We start from the raw sequence: 15,478 nt of genomic DNA on the forward strand, positions 1-15,478 counted from the left end.
GGATTCATCTGTGACCAGCATTGATCTCGGCACCGCCCCCGCTTCCGCGTTCGTTCCCGGTCCGGCGACGCCCTATCAGGGGGACATCGCCCGCTACTGGGACCACGAGGCCAGGCCGGTGAACCTGCGTCTCGGCGATGTGGACGGGCTCTACCACCACCACTACGGCATCGGGGACGTCGACCACGCGGCCCTCGGCGACACCGAAGACGGCGAGTACGAGAAGAGGCTGATCGCCGAACTCCACCGCCTGGAGTCCGCACAGACCAACGTGCTCCTCGACCACCTCGGTCCCATCGGGAACACGGACACGCTCGTGGACGCCGGTTGTGGTCGCGGCGGCTCGATGGTCATGGCCCACCAGCGGTTCGGATGCGACGTCGAAGGCGTCACCCTGTCGGCGAAGCAGGCGGAGTTCGCGAACCGGCGGGCCCGCGAGCTGGGCATCGAGCAGTCCGTCCAGGCCCGCGTCTGCAACATGCTCGACATGCCCTTCGAGACGGGCCGCGCCGCGGCCTCGTGGAACAACGAGTCGAGCATGTACGTCGACCTCCAGGACCTCTTCGCCGAGCACTCCCGCGTTCTCTCCGTCGGTGGCCGGTACGTGACGATCACCGGGTGCTGGAACCCCCGCTACGGCCAGCCCTCGAAGTGGGTCTCCCAGATCAACGCGCACTTCGAGTGCAACATCCACTCCCGTCGGGAGTACATGCGCGCCATGGCCGACAACCGCCTCGTACCGCAGGCCGTCGTCGACCTGACGGCCGCGACCCTGCCGTACTGGGAGGCGCGGGCCACCTCCTCCCTGGTCACCGGCATCGAGGAGGCGTTCATCAACTCCTACAAGGACGGCTCGTTCCAGTACCTCCTGATCGCGGCCGACCGCGTCTGAGGCCGACGCGGTGACGCCGCTCTGATCGACGCCGCCTGAGGGGTCGGGTTCCTCCCCGCCCGGGGGACGAACCCGACCCCCCAGGCGGAGGTGCGGGGTCGCTCGTCCCGCGAGACTGGCGGCCGTGACCTGCGCGGCCGTGCGGATTCGGGTTCCGCGAACGGGTGGATGTCCGAGAAGTGGGCACGGGCTGGGTGTGGACGACACGGAGAGCAGGACCGAGGGGACGCCGCGGCTGCTGCGGGGTTTGACGGTGGACGCGACCAGGCCGGAGCAGCCCGTGCTGCTCGACGGCGCCGGCAACCCGATAGAGACGTGGCGTGAGAACTACCCGTACGACCACAGGATCGGCCGGGCGGAGTACGAGCGGCGCAAGCGGGTGCTGCAGATCGAGATGCTGAAGTTGCAGCGTTGGGTCCGCGAGAGCGGCCGGCGGCTGGTGGTGGTCTGCGAGGGCAGGGACGCGGCGGGCAAGGGCGGCACGATCAAGCGGTTCACCGAGCGGCTCAACCCCCGGGGGGCCCGGGTGGTCGCTCTCGGCACGCCCACCGAGACCGAGTCGGGCCAGTGGTACTTCCAACGCTATGTCGCGCACCTTCCCGCGGCCGGGGAGATCGTCTTCTTCGACCGGTCCTGGTACAACCGGGCCGGCGTCGAGAGGGTCATGGGGTTCTGCGAGGAGGAGCAGTACCGGCTGTTCCTGCGCCAGTGCCCCGACTTCGAGCGGATGCTGGTGGAGGACGGGCTGCTGCTGGTCAAGTTCTGGTTCTCGGTCTCCCGGGCCGAGCAGCGCACACGTTTCGCGATCCGCCAGGTCGATCCGGTGCGTCAGTGGAAGCTCTCCCCCGTCGACCTCCAGTCGCTGGACCGGTGGCACGACTACACGACCGCGAAGGTCGACATGTTCCGGGCCACCGACACCACCCACGCGCCGTGGACCGTGGTGAAGAGCAACGACAAGCGGCGCGGCAGGCTTGAGGCCATGCGGAGCCTGCTCTCGCGGTTCGACTACGACAGCCGCGACCCGGACGCGGTCGGGGAGCCCGATCCGCTCATCGTGGGGGCGGCGGGGACCCTGCTGGAGCCGGGTGAGGAGGACACCGACCTGTCGCCGACGCCGCTGTCCCGTCCGGGTGGCCGCAGGGGCGATCACCCGGACGGCTGAGCCGGGGCCGCCCCTGGTGGGCGGCAGACCCGTCGACGGCCGGAGCCGGTGGCCTCGCATGTCGTGAACGGCGAGGAGCGTCGTGTGTGCCTACTGTCGGCAGGAAGGAGAGAGGCGGAGGTGTACGTCTCCGCGCGCACCGCCGCCGAAGCGAAGGGCCGCCTGGGATGAGCGAACACGATGACGACCGCACCGCCCCCGACTCGGGCCACGATCGCCCGAACGGTGTGAGCGACGAGACGGTGGAGGCGCTGGGAGCCCTGTCCAAGGCGTTGGAGACGACGGAACGGGCCCGAGGCCACCTCTACGGCTTCCACCAGCTCACCGGAACGGCCGACTTCGAACTCGACGACGCCGTCCGTCTCCTGCACCTCGCGGGCCATCACCGCGAGGCGGAGGCGGTCCGGCGGGAGATTCTCGGGCGCAACGTCATCCCCGGCCACTGGACCTTCCAGATCATCGAGGCGTACAACGCGACGTACCACCGCCCCTTCGTCGAGCTCGAACAGCAGATCGTGCGCGATCTGGCGCAGGGCAGGAACCACCTCTTCGAGGCCGAGCTGAAGGCGCGGCGCCGCACGACGGGCCATCCGGCCCACACTCAGGGGCCCAAGGCAGCGGGGACCGACTGAGCGGCGTCGTTCTCGTGATCGGAGCCGGCCACGGGACGCCGCGGTTGTCGTGAATGTCGAGGATGCCGGGGCGGGTGGGATGACCGAGGCTGGGAAGTCGACGGGATGTACCCACCGCAAACGGACATGGAGGGCAGTCGTGGCTGCGCACGGAACCAACCCACCGCACCAGGTCGCTCCCGACATCCCACCGGCCGGTACCCATCCGGCCGATGCCCATCACTCGCGTGTCGCGCTGCGCGTCAACGGTTCTGATCACGTCCTCGACGTGGACCACCGCGTCACCCTCCTCGACGCCCTGCGGGAGCGACTCGACCTCACCGGGTCCAAGAAGGGCTGCGACCACGGCCAGTGCGGTGCCTGCACCGTCCTCGTGGACGGTCGGCGCGTCAACAGCTGTCTGCTGCTCGCAGTGGCCCAGGACGGGGCGGAGGTCACCACCGTCGAGGGACTCGCCGACGACGACGGCTCGCTGCACCCGCTCCAGGAGGCCTTCCTGGAGCACGACGCCTTCCAGTGCGGCTACTGCACCCCCGGCCAGCTCTGCTCCGCGCTCGGGGTGCTGCGGGAGGCCGCCGCCGGTCATCCCTCGCACGTGACCGAGCCGGCAGCGGCGGCGTCGACCGGCCCTGTCGTGCTCACCGCCGAAGAGGTCAGGGAACGACTCAGCGGCAACCTCTGCCGCTGCGGGGCCTACAACGGGATCGTCGACGCCGTGGCGGACGTCTGCGCCCGGCCCGCCCCGCCGAAGAGCGCCACCGCGAGCACCGCCCCGCGCCCGGACGTGATCGTGTGAAGCCCTTCGCCTACGTACGGGCCGGCAGCCTCCGGGAAGCCGCGGCCGCCTACGCGCAGCGCCCCGGCTCCCGCTACCTCGGCGGCGGCACCAACCTCGTCGACCTCATGAAGCACGGCGTCGAGACGCCGGGCACCCTCATCGACCTCACCCGGTTGCCTCTCCACGAGGTCGAGGAGCAGCCCGCGGGAGGAGTCAGCGTCGGCGCCCTCGTCCCCAACAGCGACCTGGCCGCGCATCCCCTCGTTCGATCCCGCTACCCCGCGCTCTCCCAGGCCCTGCTTGCCGGCGCGTCCGGACAGTTGCGCAATGTCGCCACCACCGGCGGGAACCTGCTCCAGCGCACCCGGTGCCCGTACTTCCAGGACGTGTCCAAACCGTGCAACAAGCGCGAGCCCGGCACCGGCTGCGGTGCCCGCGAGGGCGTGCACCGCGATCACGCCGTGCTGGGTCATTCGGAGCAGTGCATCGCCACGCACCCCTCCGACATGGCGGTGGCCCTCGCCGCGCTGGACGCCGAGATCGAGCTGTACGGGGGCGAGGAGGGCACGCGGAGGGTGGCGGCGACGGAGTTCCACCGGCTGCCCGGCGAGGAGCCCGAGCGGGACACCGTCATCCGCCCGGGGGAGATCATCACCGCCGTGGTGCTGCCTCCCGTGCCCGCCGGAGCGGTCTCCCTCTACCGCAAGGCCCGCGACCGGGCCTCGTACGCCTTCGCGCTGGCCTCGGTCGCCGCCGTGCTCGAACTCGACGCCGGCCGCGTCCGGCACGTCGCGCTCGCCTTCGGCGGTCTGGCCCACCGGCCCTGGCGTGCCACGATCGCCGAGGAGCGACTGCTCGGCGCCGAGCCCTCCGAAGCCGTCGTGCGGGAGGCCGTCGGGGCCGAGTTGGACCGCGCCCGGCCCCTGCGCGACAACGCGTTCAAGGTGGCTCTGGCCCACCGTCTCGCCTGCGACGTACTCGGCACCCTGATCCGTTCAGCCGGTGGACAGCCTCCCCTCCCCCGAACGCCTTGACCCGCCCGCACCGATCAGGAAAGGGAGCCGCCATGCGCCCCACCACCGCCCTCGGCAGCCCCGCCCCCCGGCGGGAGGGACGCGAGAAGGTCACGGGAGCCGCCCGCTACGCGGCCGAGCACACACCGCCCCGCTGCGCCTACGCCTGGCCCGTGCCCGCCACGATCGTGCGCGGCCGCGTCACGGCCGTCGACGACACGGCCGCCATGTCCCTGCCGGGCGTGATCGGTGTGCTGTCCCCGTACAACGCGCCCCGTCTGGGCCCGTCGGACGACCCGACCCTGCAACTGCTCCAGGACGTCCGGATCCCCCACCGCGGCTGGTACGTGGCCGTCGCCGTCGCCGAGACACCGGAGGGCGCGCGGGCGGCGGCGTCCGCGCTCCGGATCACCTACGAGAGCGATCCGTACGACGTCACCCTCACCGCCGACCACCCGGACGCCTACACCCCCGAGGAGGCCAACGGCGGCCACCCCGCCCACCGGGAGCAGGGCGATCCGGACGCGGCGCTGTCGGCGGCGCCCGTACAGGTCGATTGCGCCTACGCGGTGGCGCCGCTGCACAACCACCCCATGGAGCCGCACGCGGCGACCGCCGACTGGGACGCCGGGCGCGGGCACCTGACCGTCCACGACTCCTGTCAGGGCGGCGGCGCCGTGCGAACGGCCCTGGCCGGCTTGTTCGCATTGCCCGAGGAGGACGTCACCGTCGTCTCCGAGCACGTGGGCGGCGGGTTCGGCTCCAAGGGCACCCCGCGCCCGCACGTGGTCCTGGCCGCGATGGCAGCGCGCCATTGCGACCGGCCCGTCAAGCTGTCCCTGCCGCGCGGGCACCTGCCCGCGACGGTCGGTCACCGCGCACCGACCCTGCACCGCATCCGGCTGGGCGCCCGCGCGGACGGAACGCTCACCGCGCTGACGCACGAGGTCACCACCCACACCTCACGCGTCCGCGAGTTCGTGGAACAGGCGGCCGTGCCGGCTCGTGTCATGTACGCGGTACCGGATGTCCGCACCACCCACCGCGCCGTCGCCCTGGACGTGCCCACCCCGTCCTGGATGCGGGCCCCCGGGGAGGCGCCGGGCATGTACGCCCTGGAGTCGGCCATGGACGAACTGGCCGAAGCGCTCGGCATCGACCCGGTGGAGCTGCGTCTGCGCAACGAGCCCCCGACCGAGCCCGACAGTGGTCGCCCCTTCAGCAGCCGTCACCTGGTGGAATGCCTGCGCGAGGGCGCCGAGCGGTTCGGCTGGGCCGGCCGCCGCGATCCGTACCGGGACGGGCCGTTCCTCGTCGGGACGGGCATGGCCGCGGCCACCTATCCCGTGCTCATCGCCCCCTCGACCGCCCGCGCGCACGCCCGCCCGGACGGCGGTTACCTCGTCGAGATCAACGCCACCGACATCGGAACGGGCGCACGCACGGTACTGGCGCAGGTGGCCGCCGACACCCTGCGGGTACCGCTCGACTCCGTGTCGATCGCCATCGGACACACCGGCCTGCCCGCCGCCTCGCTCGCCGGCGGCTCCTCGGGCACCGCCTCCTGGGGGTGGGCCGTGCACGACGCCTGCGCCGCCCTGACCGCGCGACTGGAACGCCATCGGGGCCCCCTGCCGGACGATGGGTTGTCCGCGTCCGCGGACACCACGCAGTCGGCCAAGCAGAAGTCCCCGTACGCCCGGCACGCCTTCGGCGCGCACTTCGCCGAGGTGCGGGTGGACACGGTCACCGGGGAGGTCCGGGTGAGCCGCCTGCTGGGTGTCTTCGCCGCGGGGCACATCCTCAACCCGCGCACCGCGCGTTCCCAGTTCAAGGGCGGCATGGTCATGGGGATCGGCATGGCGCTGACCGAACACAGCACCATGGACCCGGCGTTCGGCGACTTCACCGAGAACGACCTGGCCGGTTACCACGTGCCGGCGCACGCCGACGTGCCGGTCCTCGAAGCGCACTGGATCGACGAACACGACAAGCACCTGAATCCGATGGGCAGCAAGGGGATCGGCGAGATCGGGATCGTGGGGACCGCGGCGGCCATCGGGAACGCCGTGAGTCATGCCACGGGTCGGCGCCTGCGCGAACTCCCCCTGACGCCGGACCGCGTCCTGTCGGCGCTCGATCGACGGGACTGAGACGGTCCACCGACGCATGTGTGGGGGGCGCCCACCCTCCACGGGGTGGACGCCCCCCACACGTGCCTCGCGGGCCGGGCCGGTTCAGGCGGGTCGGCCGCCGAACGGGGCCCCGGTGCCGTAGTACGTGCCCAGTTCCTCGTTGTAGCCCGCGTCGCCGAGGTGCTTGTCCCTGTGGAACTCGGGAGCGTTCTTGATCTGCTCCTTGGTCCGGTCGACGTGGATCTTCCGTTCCTCCACGTCGATCCGGCTGATCGTCCCGGCCGGCAGGAGGACCTCCTTGCCGAAGATCCAGGGGCCCGTGTCGACCACGAGGTACGAGGAACCGACCTCGTCGGAGTGCTTGTCCACCTTGCCGATGGAACCGTCCGCGGCCTCGACCTTGTACCCCGTCAGATCGGCACCGGCCGTTCGGCCGGACGTCTCGCGGTAACCCCACACGTTGTCGGACATGAGAACAACTCCTTCACACTCGTCGGTGGCGACGGCCGCTTCCTCTCGGAGCCCGCGAACCACGGGAACCGGAGCGGCGCGGATCCGTCGAAAGGGCGCCTGCCCTCAAAGATCCGGTCCACACGGGTGGTGGTCGGTCGTCGTCATCGACAGTCGGTCGGGCCGACCGCGGCTTCGGCGAGTCCGTGATCAGGTCCGGAGCCGGAGCCGGGAACGCGCCACATCGGCCAGAGGGGCGGCCCTCCGCCCGGCAGCCGGATCTCGCCGGTGACGCGGAAGCCGAACTTCTCGTAGAAGGGGACGTTCGAGGCCTTGCTGGACTCCAGGTAGGCAGGTTCGCCGAGCCGGTCGCAGTGGGCCAACTGCTCGCGTACGAGGGCCGAACCGACTCCCGTGCCCTGGAACGCCGGGTCGGTTCCCAGGGTGGGCAGGTACCAGTGGGGCCCTTCGGGGTGGCTCTCGTGCAGGGTGTTCTCCACCTCGGCCGCTCGCCGCAACCCTCGTACGCCGAAGGTGCGCGCGTAGCCGGGAAGGGCCGCGAGTTCCCGCACCGAGGAGGGCTGCCAGCGGCCCGGGCCCGACCAGAGCGCGGCCGCCAGCAGTTCTCCCCCGCGCGTCGCGGCCACTCGGACGGCGCCGGCGCGCGGGCGCTGCTGCCGCGAGATCAGCTTGAAGAAGCGGGCGGTCCTGCGCGCCCGATGGGACGGTTCGGGGAACATCCAGACCATGACCGGGTCGTCGGCGAAGGACCGGGCCAGGAGCGCGGCGACCGCGCCCGATTCGGCGGGGCGCGCGCACCGGATCCCGTACCCGGCGGCCGGCAGCGCTGTACGTACGTTCATGGGGCCACGGTAGGCAGCGCGACCGGGCCGCCCCGCCGCGCTTCGACGGACACGCCGGACAGGCCTGCCGGACGGCCCCACAGCCGGTCCACCGGCCGGCCGACGGTCGGGGCGGCGATCCGCACGTAAGGAATTCGTCATCACCGCGGACGCGCCGTACGGGCCGTTGATCGCATTGAATGCGGTGAGACGGACGAACAGTGATCACGACGAGGGAGCGGCAGTGGGAGACAGGAAGCGGCGCGGACGGCTGATCGCCGGGGCACTGATCGTGGCTGGGGCGGTGCTGGGCGTCGGGCTGTACTGGCTCCAGCCGTGGAAGCTCTGGCAGAACGAGACCGTCAGCGAGGCGCTCCCGACGGCGGCCACCACGAACTCCTCCGCCACCGCCACCGGCAGCGGAGGGGGAGGCGGTACCGGTCCGCGAACCCTCGCCCAGGGCTCCCTGATCAGCCACGAGCACACCACCACGGGCACGGCGAAGCTCATCGGCCTCCCCGACGGTTCCCGCACCCTCCGCCTGGAGAACCTCGACACCAGCAACGGTCCCGACCTTCGGGTCTGGCTGACCGATGCCCCGGTCAAGGAGGGGGTGGGCGGCTGGCGCGTGTTCGACGACGGCAAGTACGTCAGCCTGGGCAAGCTCAAGGGCAACAAGGGTGACCAGAACTACGCGATCCCCGAGGGGCTGAACCTCTCCGACTACAGCAGCGTCACCATCTGGTGCGACCGCTTCGACGTCTCCTTCGGGGCGGCCGAACTGGCCGGGACCTGACCGCCGTCACCCTCGGGCACCGTGCTCCGCACCAGGCGCGCCCTCCGCGGTGAAATCCGGTCTTCCGGGTAACGGAAGGGGAGACCAGCCGCAACGCACGGAGGAGAAGAGAACCATGGCGTCTTCATTGCTCGAAGCTGTCGACATCAAGGCACCGGTCGCGGTGAGTTGGGTGCTCTGGAAGGACATCGAGCGCTGGCCTTCGTTCCTCAGTCACGTCAAGCACGTCGAGCGCATCGACTCGCGCACGTTCGCCTGGCAGGTGTCGCTGCCGGGCGCGGACAAGAGTTTCGTGGCGGAACTCACCGAGGTGATACCGCAGGAGCGCATCGCCTGGCGTACGACCGAGGGGGTCCACCACGCGGGTGTGGTCACCTTCCACCGGCTCAGCGACACGGAGAGCCGGGTGACCCTTCAGATCGAGTACGACCCGAAGGGTTTCGTGGAGCGGCTGGGTGCGCTCACCAACCTCGACTCGACCCTGGCCAACTACGACTTGGGCGAGTTCCAGCGGATGGCCGAGCAGGGGGCCTGAGCCTGACCGGGCGAGGGCGGCACCGAGCGAGGCGCCCACCCACCGGCGGACACCAGACCGTGCGGCGGATGTGCCCGTCCGGAGTAGAGGAGTACCGATACTTCTGGTCGGGCGTCGGGCCATTGGGGTGATCCGCCATTGCCTGTAGGGCACTTGGAGCGTTCTCGGGTCGGACGCGGCACCGTTCGTGACGCGTCGTTCCGATATCCATGGGAGTCATCATGCGCATGCGTTCCGCTCTGACCGCGACCGTTCTCGCCGCCGGCATTCTGCTGGGCGGCGCCGGGGCCGCACTGGCGAACGGCGGGGACATCGAGGGAGAGTACTTCTCCGGAGGCGCGTCGCGGTTCCAGTCCGACTGCTCTTCTGCCGCGGCGATCCCGGCGCGTGTGGGACCGGTCTACACCCAGGCGTGTGCGGTCGAGGCCGAGCGCGAGCACGCCGAGTTCGGCCACTTCACCGGCTTCGGTCACTGACCCGCGAGGACTCCGGGGGCCCCGCCGTCGGCGGGGCCCCCGACGTGACGGTCTCGCGCGGCACCCGAATCCCACGCCGAACGCGTCCGCGGCCCGGCGATCACAGGGCGAACGGGACACCAGGTTCGACAGACACCCGCCACACACACCCTGGGTGACGATTCGGTCACTGTCGCGTACGGGCGGTACCCCCGGCGTGCCGGGGTGAGCACTCCCCCGCACCCTGGAGACATGGCTACAGACGGACTGCGCGTGATCGTGGACCCGCCCGACGAACACGGCGGACGGCGGGTCCTCATCGACGGGAAAGTCCTCGGCACCGCTCTCGGCCCCGCCGATGTGCTCGAACTGCTGCGCCGCGCCGGACTCGACCCCGACGAGGTCGCCCCCTACGGAGCGGGCCTCATCGAATGGCAAGGGGGCGGCCCCGCGCAATGGGGCGCACGCTAGGCCGTCTCGACCGGCCGTGTCCACCCCCGCCGCACGCGGCGGTGTTCAGCGTGCGCGGACGCCATTCGATCACGCCCCTCGGTCATCCGTGGGTAGCCCTCCGTCCCGTCCGGCGCTCCGCGATGCTCGCCGCAGCATCTCCCCCGTGACGCCCGCCGCCCCGTAAGCGGCGACGAGATGCACCATCGAGGTCGTGTGCGGGTGTTCCCTCTCGAACTCCCCCAGCGCACGCCGCCCGGCGTCCGTCACCCGCTGCCACCGGGTGGGGCGCCGCTGAAAACCTATGACCACGCCTGTGAACGGAACGAGCAGGGCCAGGAGACTCCCGGGCCGCGTGAGGGTGTCCGGATCCGCGCCCAGCAAGGTCGCGGGCACGATCAGCACGGACAACAACGCCAACAGGCACCCCACCACCTGGCCGCCCGCCCACACCGTGAGCACCCGAATCGTGCGCGGCGACACCGACAGCCCGCGCTCGGAAAGCGAGTTGCCGAGCTCTCGCACGGCCGGCCCGCGCGCGAGCGCACGATGCAGGGCGGGCCCGCGGCTCGTACGGGCCAACACTTCCAGCACGTTCCGCTCCATCGCGTTGTGGGCGACCGCCCCAGGGCGCACGGTGACGTGGTCGCCGCGCTGACCGGCGACGATCAACCGGCCGTCCACGCGCATCCCCGTCAGCGCCGTGTTCACGGCCCGTCCGGGGCCGCCGCGCAGGTAGGCCGCCTCCAGGACGTCCCGGACGCGAGCGTCCGCGCCCGCCTCCGGACCAGGACCAGGACCAGGACCCGAGAGCCTGCCCGACCGGACGATCAGCAGGACGGACGAGACGATGACGGCCACGTGGATCGCCAGGAGGTACACGGGGGTGCTCATCGACCGATGCCGTTCTGTCGATTCCCCGGCACGTTCCGTGATCGGCACGGAACGTGCATACGGCCTGTTGCCCGGTTCATGACCATCCCCCGTCGCGAGCGGACCACGATTCAGCCCGGCGCCCCGAGGGGCGTGCAGGGGTAATGGCCGCTCACGCCGTGCTCGAATCCTTCAACTTGCATGTTCAGAGCATGATTTGAGGTTACGTCAGCATCGTGATGACCGAAGAGGTGACCCGAGGGCCGCCGGTCATCCGCCCCGCGTACCACGCGGACTCTTCGGGGCCGCAAGCCATTTCCGGCGACGCCACCCCTCCACCCGCCGATTCCGGCCAACCTCTCCCTCGGCGACGCCCGGGAGCCCGACGGCACCCGAACACGATCAGCCGCCACGCCGGGGGGACCGTCACCACGAGGTCGGCCAGATCCCGCTGCTCCCGCCGCCGGCCTGCGCTCTACTCACTCCCTCCGGTTCCCCGCGACCACGCGACCGCCCCGCCGCACACAGCGCGGACGGGTCGGCTTTCCCTGCGCGGACGCGGGCGAACCGGCCTCCAAGGAAACCTGGTCGAAGGGGAATCGAGATGTCCGAGCAGCAGGTCGAGACAGAGAAAGCCGCCGCGCCACCGGCCCCTCCGGAGTTCACGTACACCTGGGGCCGGCACAACGAGACCATGGAGGCGCTGTCGCTCGGGCAGATGGCCCGCCGCGTTCCCTCCGCCCTCCGGCAGACCGCACGGCTCGCCCTCGCCGTGAACCGCGCCGCCTTCCACGTGTTGATCGCCGCCCAGATCCTCGGCGGGATCTGTACGGCGGCCGCCCTTGCGGCGGTGTCCCGCGCGATGGTGCCCCTCCTGGCCGGGGACGGCGTCCGGGAACGGATCGCGGACGCGCTCTGGCCGCTGGTCATCGCCGCGGCGATGACCGCGCTCGGCGCGCTGGCCTCCCTCGCCTCCGGCAGCGCGGCGCGGCGCCTCAATCCCGGTATGGCGACCCTCGCCGACCTCGCCATGGTCGACGCCCACATGGACGTCGAGCTCGCCGCGTACGACGCTCCCGACTTCACCGAGCGGTCGGAGGCCGCCGAGACCGGCTCCGCCCGCTCCGCCATGCTCCTGCAGGACGCCCTCGGGTTCACCGGCGGCCTGATCGACATGATCGCCGTGGCGTCCGTGCTCGCCGTGGTCCACCCCGTCCTGCTGCCGCTGCTCCTGCTGTCGGTGGTGCCCCGCGGGCTCGGATCGGTGTACGCCGCACGGCTCGACTACCGCCTCCACAACCAGACGATCGCCTCGCGCAACATCAAGCACATGATGCGCTGGCACCTGACCACGCCGAAGCTCGCCGACGAGCTGCGCGGCAACAGCATGCGGCCGTACGCCCACCACTGGTACGCGGCCGTCTGTGAGCGGATCGACTCCAGGATGGTCGCCTCCGCGCCCCGCTACCTCCTGGTTCACCTGATCGCCGCCACCGCCTCCGGTCTCTTCGTCGTGGCGACCTACGGTGCGCTGGCCGGGCTCGTCGTCGGCGGGTACATGGCCCTCGCGGCGGCCGGCACGGCGATCGTCGCGATGCGGACGTCCACCGCGGCCCTCTCACAGCTCGTCGTCTACGGGGCCGCCATGTTCCAGCACGCGCTCTACCTCGGTGATTACACCGCCTTCGTCGAGGAGGCCGCCGAGAAGTCCGGCCCGCGCGGGCCGCAGGTGATGGAGGCCGCTCCGGAGAAGATCCGGCTGGAGGAGGCCGGCTACACCTACCCCGGCAAGGACAGCCCGGCGCTCGGGCCGATCTCCCTCACCCTCTCGCGGGGCGAGGTCGTCGCGGTGATCGGGGAGAACGGCGCGGGCAAGTCCACCCTGATCCGTCTGCTGACCTCACTGACGGCACCGACCTGCGGCACCGTGGCCTGGGACGGCGTCCCGACCTCCGATGCCGACCAGCGCAGCGCCTGGCGACACGTCGGCCTCGTCACCCAGTCGTACGGGTACTGGCCGTTCTCCGCTCGGGAGAACATCACGCTCGGCCGGCCCGATCCGCGCGGCGAACAGGCCGTCTGGGAGGCCCTGGACGCCGTGGGCATGCGGACGGCCGTCGAGGAGTTCCCGAACGGCCTGGACACTCTTCTGGCCCGCTCGTTCTGGGGCGGGCACGAGCCCTCCGGCGGTCAGTGGCAACGCCTGGCGTGTGGGCGCGCGTTCCACAGGAAGCCGGGCTTGCTGGTCATGGACGAGCCGACGAGCGCGATGGATCCGCGGGGGGAGCACATGGTGTTCTCGGGCCTGCGGGAAATGAAGCAGGACCGGATCACGGTGATCGTCACGCACCGGTTGGAGAACTGCCGTCTGGCCGACCGCATCGTCGTCCTGGACGGCGGCCGGATCGTGGAGCAGGGTTCCTTCGACGAGCTCGCGAACCTGGACGGGGGCCGGTTCCACGAGTTGTACGCACTCTCCCTGGACCGCTGACATCGTGAGGTGTCGCTCCGGGGTCCGCGGAGCGGGAGCCTGACGCCGCCCGTGTTCCGAGCCGCCACGACGGCGGACGGAGCACGGGCGGTGCCCCCTCACCACATGCCCAACCGATCAGGGGCGACCGGTGTCCGCGACCGCGCCGGCCCGGCTGGGCTCCGGGGCCGACTGCCGCAGTTCGGCGAGGAGTTCGCTCTGCCCCACCAGCAGCTCGGTCAGGATGCGGCGAGCCGCGCGAAGGAGGTCGGCGACGTCACCGCCGGCCAGGGCGTAGCTGACGGTCGAGCCGTCGCGGATGGAGACGACGATGCCCGAGCGGCGCAGGACGCCCAGTTGTTGGGAGAGGTTGGAGGCCTCTATGTCGATCTCGGCCAGGAGCTCGCGTACGGGCATCGGTCCGCTCTGCAGGAGTTCGAGAACGCGGATACGGACGGGGTGCCCGAGCATCCGGAAGAACTCGGCCTTCGCCTGGTACAGAGGGACCTGAATTCCCACGAATGCTCCTGCTGTCGAGGGGACATGGGGCGGCCGGCGGAACGGCCCCGCCGGTCTCCAGCCTTCCGCCCGGCGGGCCCACGCGCGCCACGTATGAACGGTTTCGGATGTGCCGAGTTGAAGATTTCTTCAACTCGTGGGCATGCGTGGGCCCTTGAACACCGCTGTTTAGAGCTCCAGCGCTTCCTCGATGCGCTTGAGCTGGTGGCGGGCCATGGCCAGGTTGGAGTTGCGCTTGTCGAGGACCACGTACAGGAACAGACCGTTGGTCCCGCGGCCCTTCAGCAGCCGGATCAGGTGGTACTGGCTGCCGAGGGTGATGAGCAGGTCCTCGATGTCGTCCTGTAAACCCAGCATCTCCATGGTGCGGTTCTTCGCACGGATGACGTCCGTGTTCCCGGCGGCGGCGACCAGCAGGTCAAGGTCCTTGCCACCGCCCAGGGTTCCCAGGGCCATACCGCTGGTGTAGTCGACCAGCGCGACACCCAGCGCGCCCTCGATCGAGGTCATCGTCTCCTTCAAGGAGACTTCCACATTCGCCATCGTCGCCCACTCCCTCACTGCTCTTCGCCGATGCGTCGACGCCCGGCACCCGCGTGGTCGCCCACCGCGGGACCGGGCCGTTTGCGCTCACCACGCTAGTGATCGTTCGCGGCGACGGGAGCGGAACGGAGCGTTTGGCGCGATTTCCCCCTTCGCCCCGGTCCGGGGTTCAGCGCAGACCGATGGTGAACGAGGCGCGGTAGCCGGCCCCGTCGGCGATCGGGCCGAGCGTCAGGAGCTTCCCCTTGGCCGCGAAACGGTCGTCACGGGTGTTGGGGTGGGCCGGGGCCTTCCGGCGGGAGTACGGGTCACGGCGGTACACCTGTCGCAACAGGTCCTCGGGCAGGAAGAGTTGGGTGGCGGCTTCCGTGTGCGCGTCGGGGTGCACCTTGACGTGGACGTGCGGGGCGATGTGCGCGTACCAGCCGGGCACGATCGTCCGGAAGGACACCTTGCCGGAGCCGTCCGTGCGTTGGGTGCCGCGCAGGAACGTGGCACCGTCTGCCGAGTACTTCCCGAGGGCGTCCGCCTGCCAGACGTCCACGGCGATGCCGGCCAGGGGCCTGCACCCCCGCACGGTCCGCACCACGGTCAGGTCCAGGTGCAACGGCACGCCGCCGCGGTCCTCCACGATGTCCGAGCGGACCTGCGCATCGGCCACGTAGTAGGGGCCTTCGCCGGACTCCGGCGACAGGACGCAGGCGGGAACGGCCGTGGGCGCGGTCGCCGTGCCCGCGGAGGAGGTGACCGGTACGGCCGCGACCCGATCGGGCGACCCGGACTTCGGCGTGCTGCCCGCACAGCCCGACGCGAGGGCCGCGACGCCGGCCGAACCGGCGGCCAGCAGGACCGCGCGACGGCTCGTCGAGGAGGGATCGGAATCGGCCATGGGGCACCCCCGGGAAGGCTCGTGGACGGCTCCACCCTGCC

Annotated in this window: 17 protein-coding genes; 11 read left to right on the forward strand and 6 right to left on the reverse strand. The window is 71.1% G+C overall.

Annotated elements, in window-relative coordinates; all coding sequences use genetic code 11:
* Positions 1 to 10: 10 nt before the first annotated feature.
* The 6 genes from OHA84_RS03275 (at position 11) to OHA84_RS03300 (ending at position 6,633) form a co-directional block, all read left to right on the forward strand.
* Positions 11 to 892, forward strand: a complete 882-nt coding sequence (locus OHA84_RS03275) for a geranyl diphosphate 2-C-methyltransferase (RefSeq protein WP_266973516.1) — start codon at positions 11 to 13, stop codon at positions 890 to 892.
* A gap of 196 nt (positions 893 to 1,088) precedes the next feature.
* Positions 1,089 to 2,057 carry a polyphosphate kinase 2 gene (gene ppk2, locus OHA84_RS03280; protein ID WP_266973514.1) on the forward strand — a complete coding sequence of 323 codons (969 nt, stop codon included), beginning with the start codon at positions 1,089 to 1,091 and terminating at the stop codon, positions 2,055 to 2,057.
* A 167-nt stretch (positions 2,058 to 2,224) separates the two neighbouring features.
* A complete protein-coding gene (locus OHA84_RS03285; RefSeq protein WP_053682985.1) occupies positions 2,225 to 2,689 on the forward strand; it encodes a hypothetical protein in 465 nt (154 codons plus the stop codon).
* A 184-nt stretch (positions 2,690 to 2,873) separates the two neighbouring features.
* The gene (locus OHA84_RS03290) at positions 2,874 to 3,485 is read left to right on the forward strand and encodes a 2Fe-2S iron-sulfur cluster-binding protein (protein ID WP_234350308.1); all 612 of its coding nucleotides are present in this window, start codon (positions 2,874 to 2,876) and stop codon (positions 3,483 to 3,485) included.
* Positions 3,482 to 4,501: a xanthine dehydrogenase family protein subunit M gene (locus tag OHA84_RS03295; protein ID WP_266973507.1), complete on the forward strand. Its 1,020-nt coding sequence runs from the start codon at positions 3,482 to 3,484 to the stop codon at positions 4,499 to 4,501. Before OHA84_RS03290 ends, OHA84_RS03295 begins: the two co-directional genes overlap by 4 nt.
* Before the next feature lie 32 nt (positions 4,502 to 4,533).
* Positions 4,534 to 6,633: a xanthine dehydrogenase family protein molybdopterin-binding subunit gene (locus OHA84_RS03300; protein ID WP_266973505.1), complete on the forward strand. Its 2,100-nt coding sequence runs from the start codon at positions 4,534 to 4,536 to the stop codon at positions 6,631 to 6,633.
* A gap of 84 nt (positions 6,634 to 6,717) precedes the next feature.
* Here OHA84_RS03300 and OHA84_RS03305 read toward each other — a convergent pair whose 3' ends face one another.
* Positions 6,718 to 7,086: a PRC-barrel domain-containing protein gene (locus tag OHA84_RS03305; protein WP_053683027.1), complete on the reverse strand. Its 369-nt coding sequence runs from the start codon at positions 7,084 to 7,086 to the stop codon at positions 6,718 to 6,720.
* Between the two features lie 143 nt (positions 7,087 to 7,229).
* Entirely contained in the window at positions 7,230 to 7,928 is a 699-nt protein-coding gene (locus OHA84_RS03310; protein WP_266973503.1) for a GNAT family N-acetyltransferase, read from the reverse strand.
* 223 nt (positions 7,929 to 8,151) lie between these two features.
* Here OHA84_RS03310 and OHA84_RS03315 point away from each other — a divergent pair, with 223 nt between their 5' ends.
* The 4 genes from OHA84_RS03315 (at position 8,152) to OHA84_RS03330 (ending at position 10,164) form a co-directional block, all read left to right on the forward strand.
* A complete protein-coding gene (locus tag OHA84_RS03315) occupies positions 8,152 to 8,703 on the forward strand; it encodes a DM13 domain-containing protein (RefSeq protein ID WP_266973501.1) in 552 nt (183 codons plus the stop codon).
* A 115-nt stretch (positions 8,704 to 8,818) separates the two neighbouring features.
* Entirely contained in the window at positions 8,819 to 9,238 is a 420-nt protein-coding gene (locus tag OHA84_RS03320; protein WP_266973499.1) for an SRPBCC family protein, read from the forward strand.
* Between the two features lie 227 nt (positions 9,239 to 9,465).
* Positions 9,466 to 9,714, forward strand: coding sequence for a hypothetical protein (locus tag OHA84_RS03325; RefSeq protein WP_234350307.1), 249 nt, complete (start codon positions 9,466 to 9,468; stop codon positions 9,712 to 9,714).
* 231 nt (positions 9,715 to 9,945) lie between these two features.
* A complete protein-coding gene (locus tag OHA84_RS03330) occupies positions 9,946 to 10,164 on the forward strand; it encodes a hypothetical protein (protein ID WP_053682996.1) in 219 nt (72 codons plus the stop codon).
* Positions 10,165 to 10,233: 69 nt separating this feature from the next.
* On the opposite strand, the gene OHA84_RS03335 is transcribed toward OHA84_RS03330, so the two are convergent.
* Positions 10,234 to 11,037 (reverse strand): TIGR04222 domain-containing membrane protein, encoded by an 804-nt coding sequence (locus OHA84_RS03335; protein WP_266973495.1) that lies wholly within the window; start codon positions 11,035 to 11,037, stop codon positions 10,234 to 10,236.
* Positions 11,038 to 11,620: 583 nt separating this feature from the next.
* On the opposite strand from OHA84_RS03335, the gene OHA84_RS03340 reads away from it, so the two are divergent.
* Positions 11,621 to 13,507 carry an ATP-binding cassette domain-containing protein gene (locus tag OHA84_RS03340; RefSeq protein WP_063839653.1) on the forward strand — a complete coding sequence of 629 codons (1,887 nt, stop codon included), beginning with the start codon at positions 11,621 to 11,623 and terminating at the stop codon, positions 13,505 to 13,507.
* A gap of 117 nt (positions 13,508 to 13,624) precedes the next feature.
* Here OHA84_RS03340 and OHA84_RS03345 read toward each other — a convergent pair whose 3' ends face one another.
* The 3 genes from OHA84_RS03345 to OHA84_RS03355 all read right to left on the reverse strand — a co-directional run bounded on the left by OHA84_RS03345 (position 13,625) and on the right by OHA84_RS03355 (position 15,437).
* Entirely contained in the window at positions 13,625 to 13,999 is a 375-nt protein-coding gene (locus tag OHA84_RS03345; protein WP_053683031.1) for a helix-turn-helix transcriptional regulator, read from the reverse strand.
* Between the two features lie 174 nt (positions 14,000 to 14,173).
* Positions 14,174 to 14,548 carry a hypothetical protein gene (locus OHA84_RS03350; RefSeq protein WP_053683000.1) on the reverse strand — a complete coding sequence of 125 codons (375 nt, stop codon included), beginning with the start codon at positions 14,546 to 14,548 and terminating at the stop codon, positions 14,174 to 14,176.
* A 169-nt stretch (positions 14,549 to 14,717) separates the two neighbouring features.
* Positions 14,718 to 15,437, reverse strand: a complete 720-nt coding sequence (locus tag OHA84_RS03355; RefSeq protein WP_266973491.1) for an intradiol ring-cleavage dioxygenase — start codon at positions 15,435 to 15,437, stop codon at positions 14,718 to 14,720.
* Positions 15,438 to 15,478 lie beyond the last annotated feature (41 nt).

It is taken from the genome of Streptomyces sp. NBC_00513 (assembly GCF_041431415.1).
Classification (GTDB): Bacteria; Actinomycetota; Actinomycetes; order Streptomycetales; family Streptomycetaceae; genus Streptomyces.

Excerpts from the sequence above, each read along its gene's own strand:
- OHA84_RS03310 (WP_266973503.1), bottom strand. The coding sequence starts at position 7,928 with ATGAACGTACGTACAGCGCTGCCGGCCGCCGGGTACGGGATCCGGTGC.
- OHA84_RS03320 (WP_266973499.1), top strand. The coding sequence starts at position 8,819 with ATGGCGTCTTCATTGCTCGAAGCTGTCGACATCAAGGCACCGGTCGCG.
- OHA84_RS03340 (WP_063839653.1), top strand. The coding sequence starts at position 11,621 with ATGTCCGAGCAGCAGGTCGAGACAGAGAAAGCCGCCGCGCCACCGGCC.
- OHA84_RS03285 (WP_053682985.1), top strand. The coding sequence starts at position 2,225 with ATGAGCGAACACGATGACGACCGCACCGCCCCCGACTCGGGCCACGAT.
- OHA84_RS03325 (WP_234350307.1), top strand. The coding sequence starts at position 9,466 with ATGCGTTCCGCTCTGACCGCGACCGTTCTCGCCGCCGGCATTCTGCTG.
- OHA84_RS03350 (WP_053683000.1), bottom strand. The coding sequence starts at position 14,548 with ATGGCGAATGTGGAAGTCTCCTTGAAGGAGACGATGACCTCGATCGAG.
- OHA84_RS03335 (WP_266973495.1), bottom strand. The coding sequence starts at position 11,037 with ATGAGCACCCCCGTGTACCTCCTGGCGATCCACGTGGCCGTCATCGTC.
- OHA84_RS03305 (WP_053683027.1), bottom strand. The coding sequence starts at position 7,086 with ATGTCCGACAACGTGTGGGGTTACCGCGAGACGTCCGGCCGAACGGCC.
- OHA84_RS03300 (WP_266973505.1), top strand. The coding sequence starts at position 4,534 with ATGCGCCCCACCACCGCCCTCGGCAGCCCCGCCCCCCGGCGGGAGGGA.
- OHA84_RS03330 (WP_053682996.1), top strand. The coding sequence starts at position 9,946 with ATGGCTACAGACGGACTGCGCGTGATCGTGGACCCGCCCGACGAACAC.
- OHA84_RS03355 (WP_266973491.1), bottom strand. The coding sequence starts at position 15,437 with ATGGCCGATTCCGATCCCTCCTCGACGAGCCGTCGCGCGGTCCTGCTG.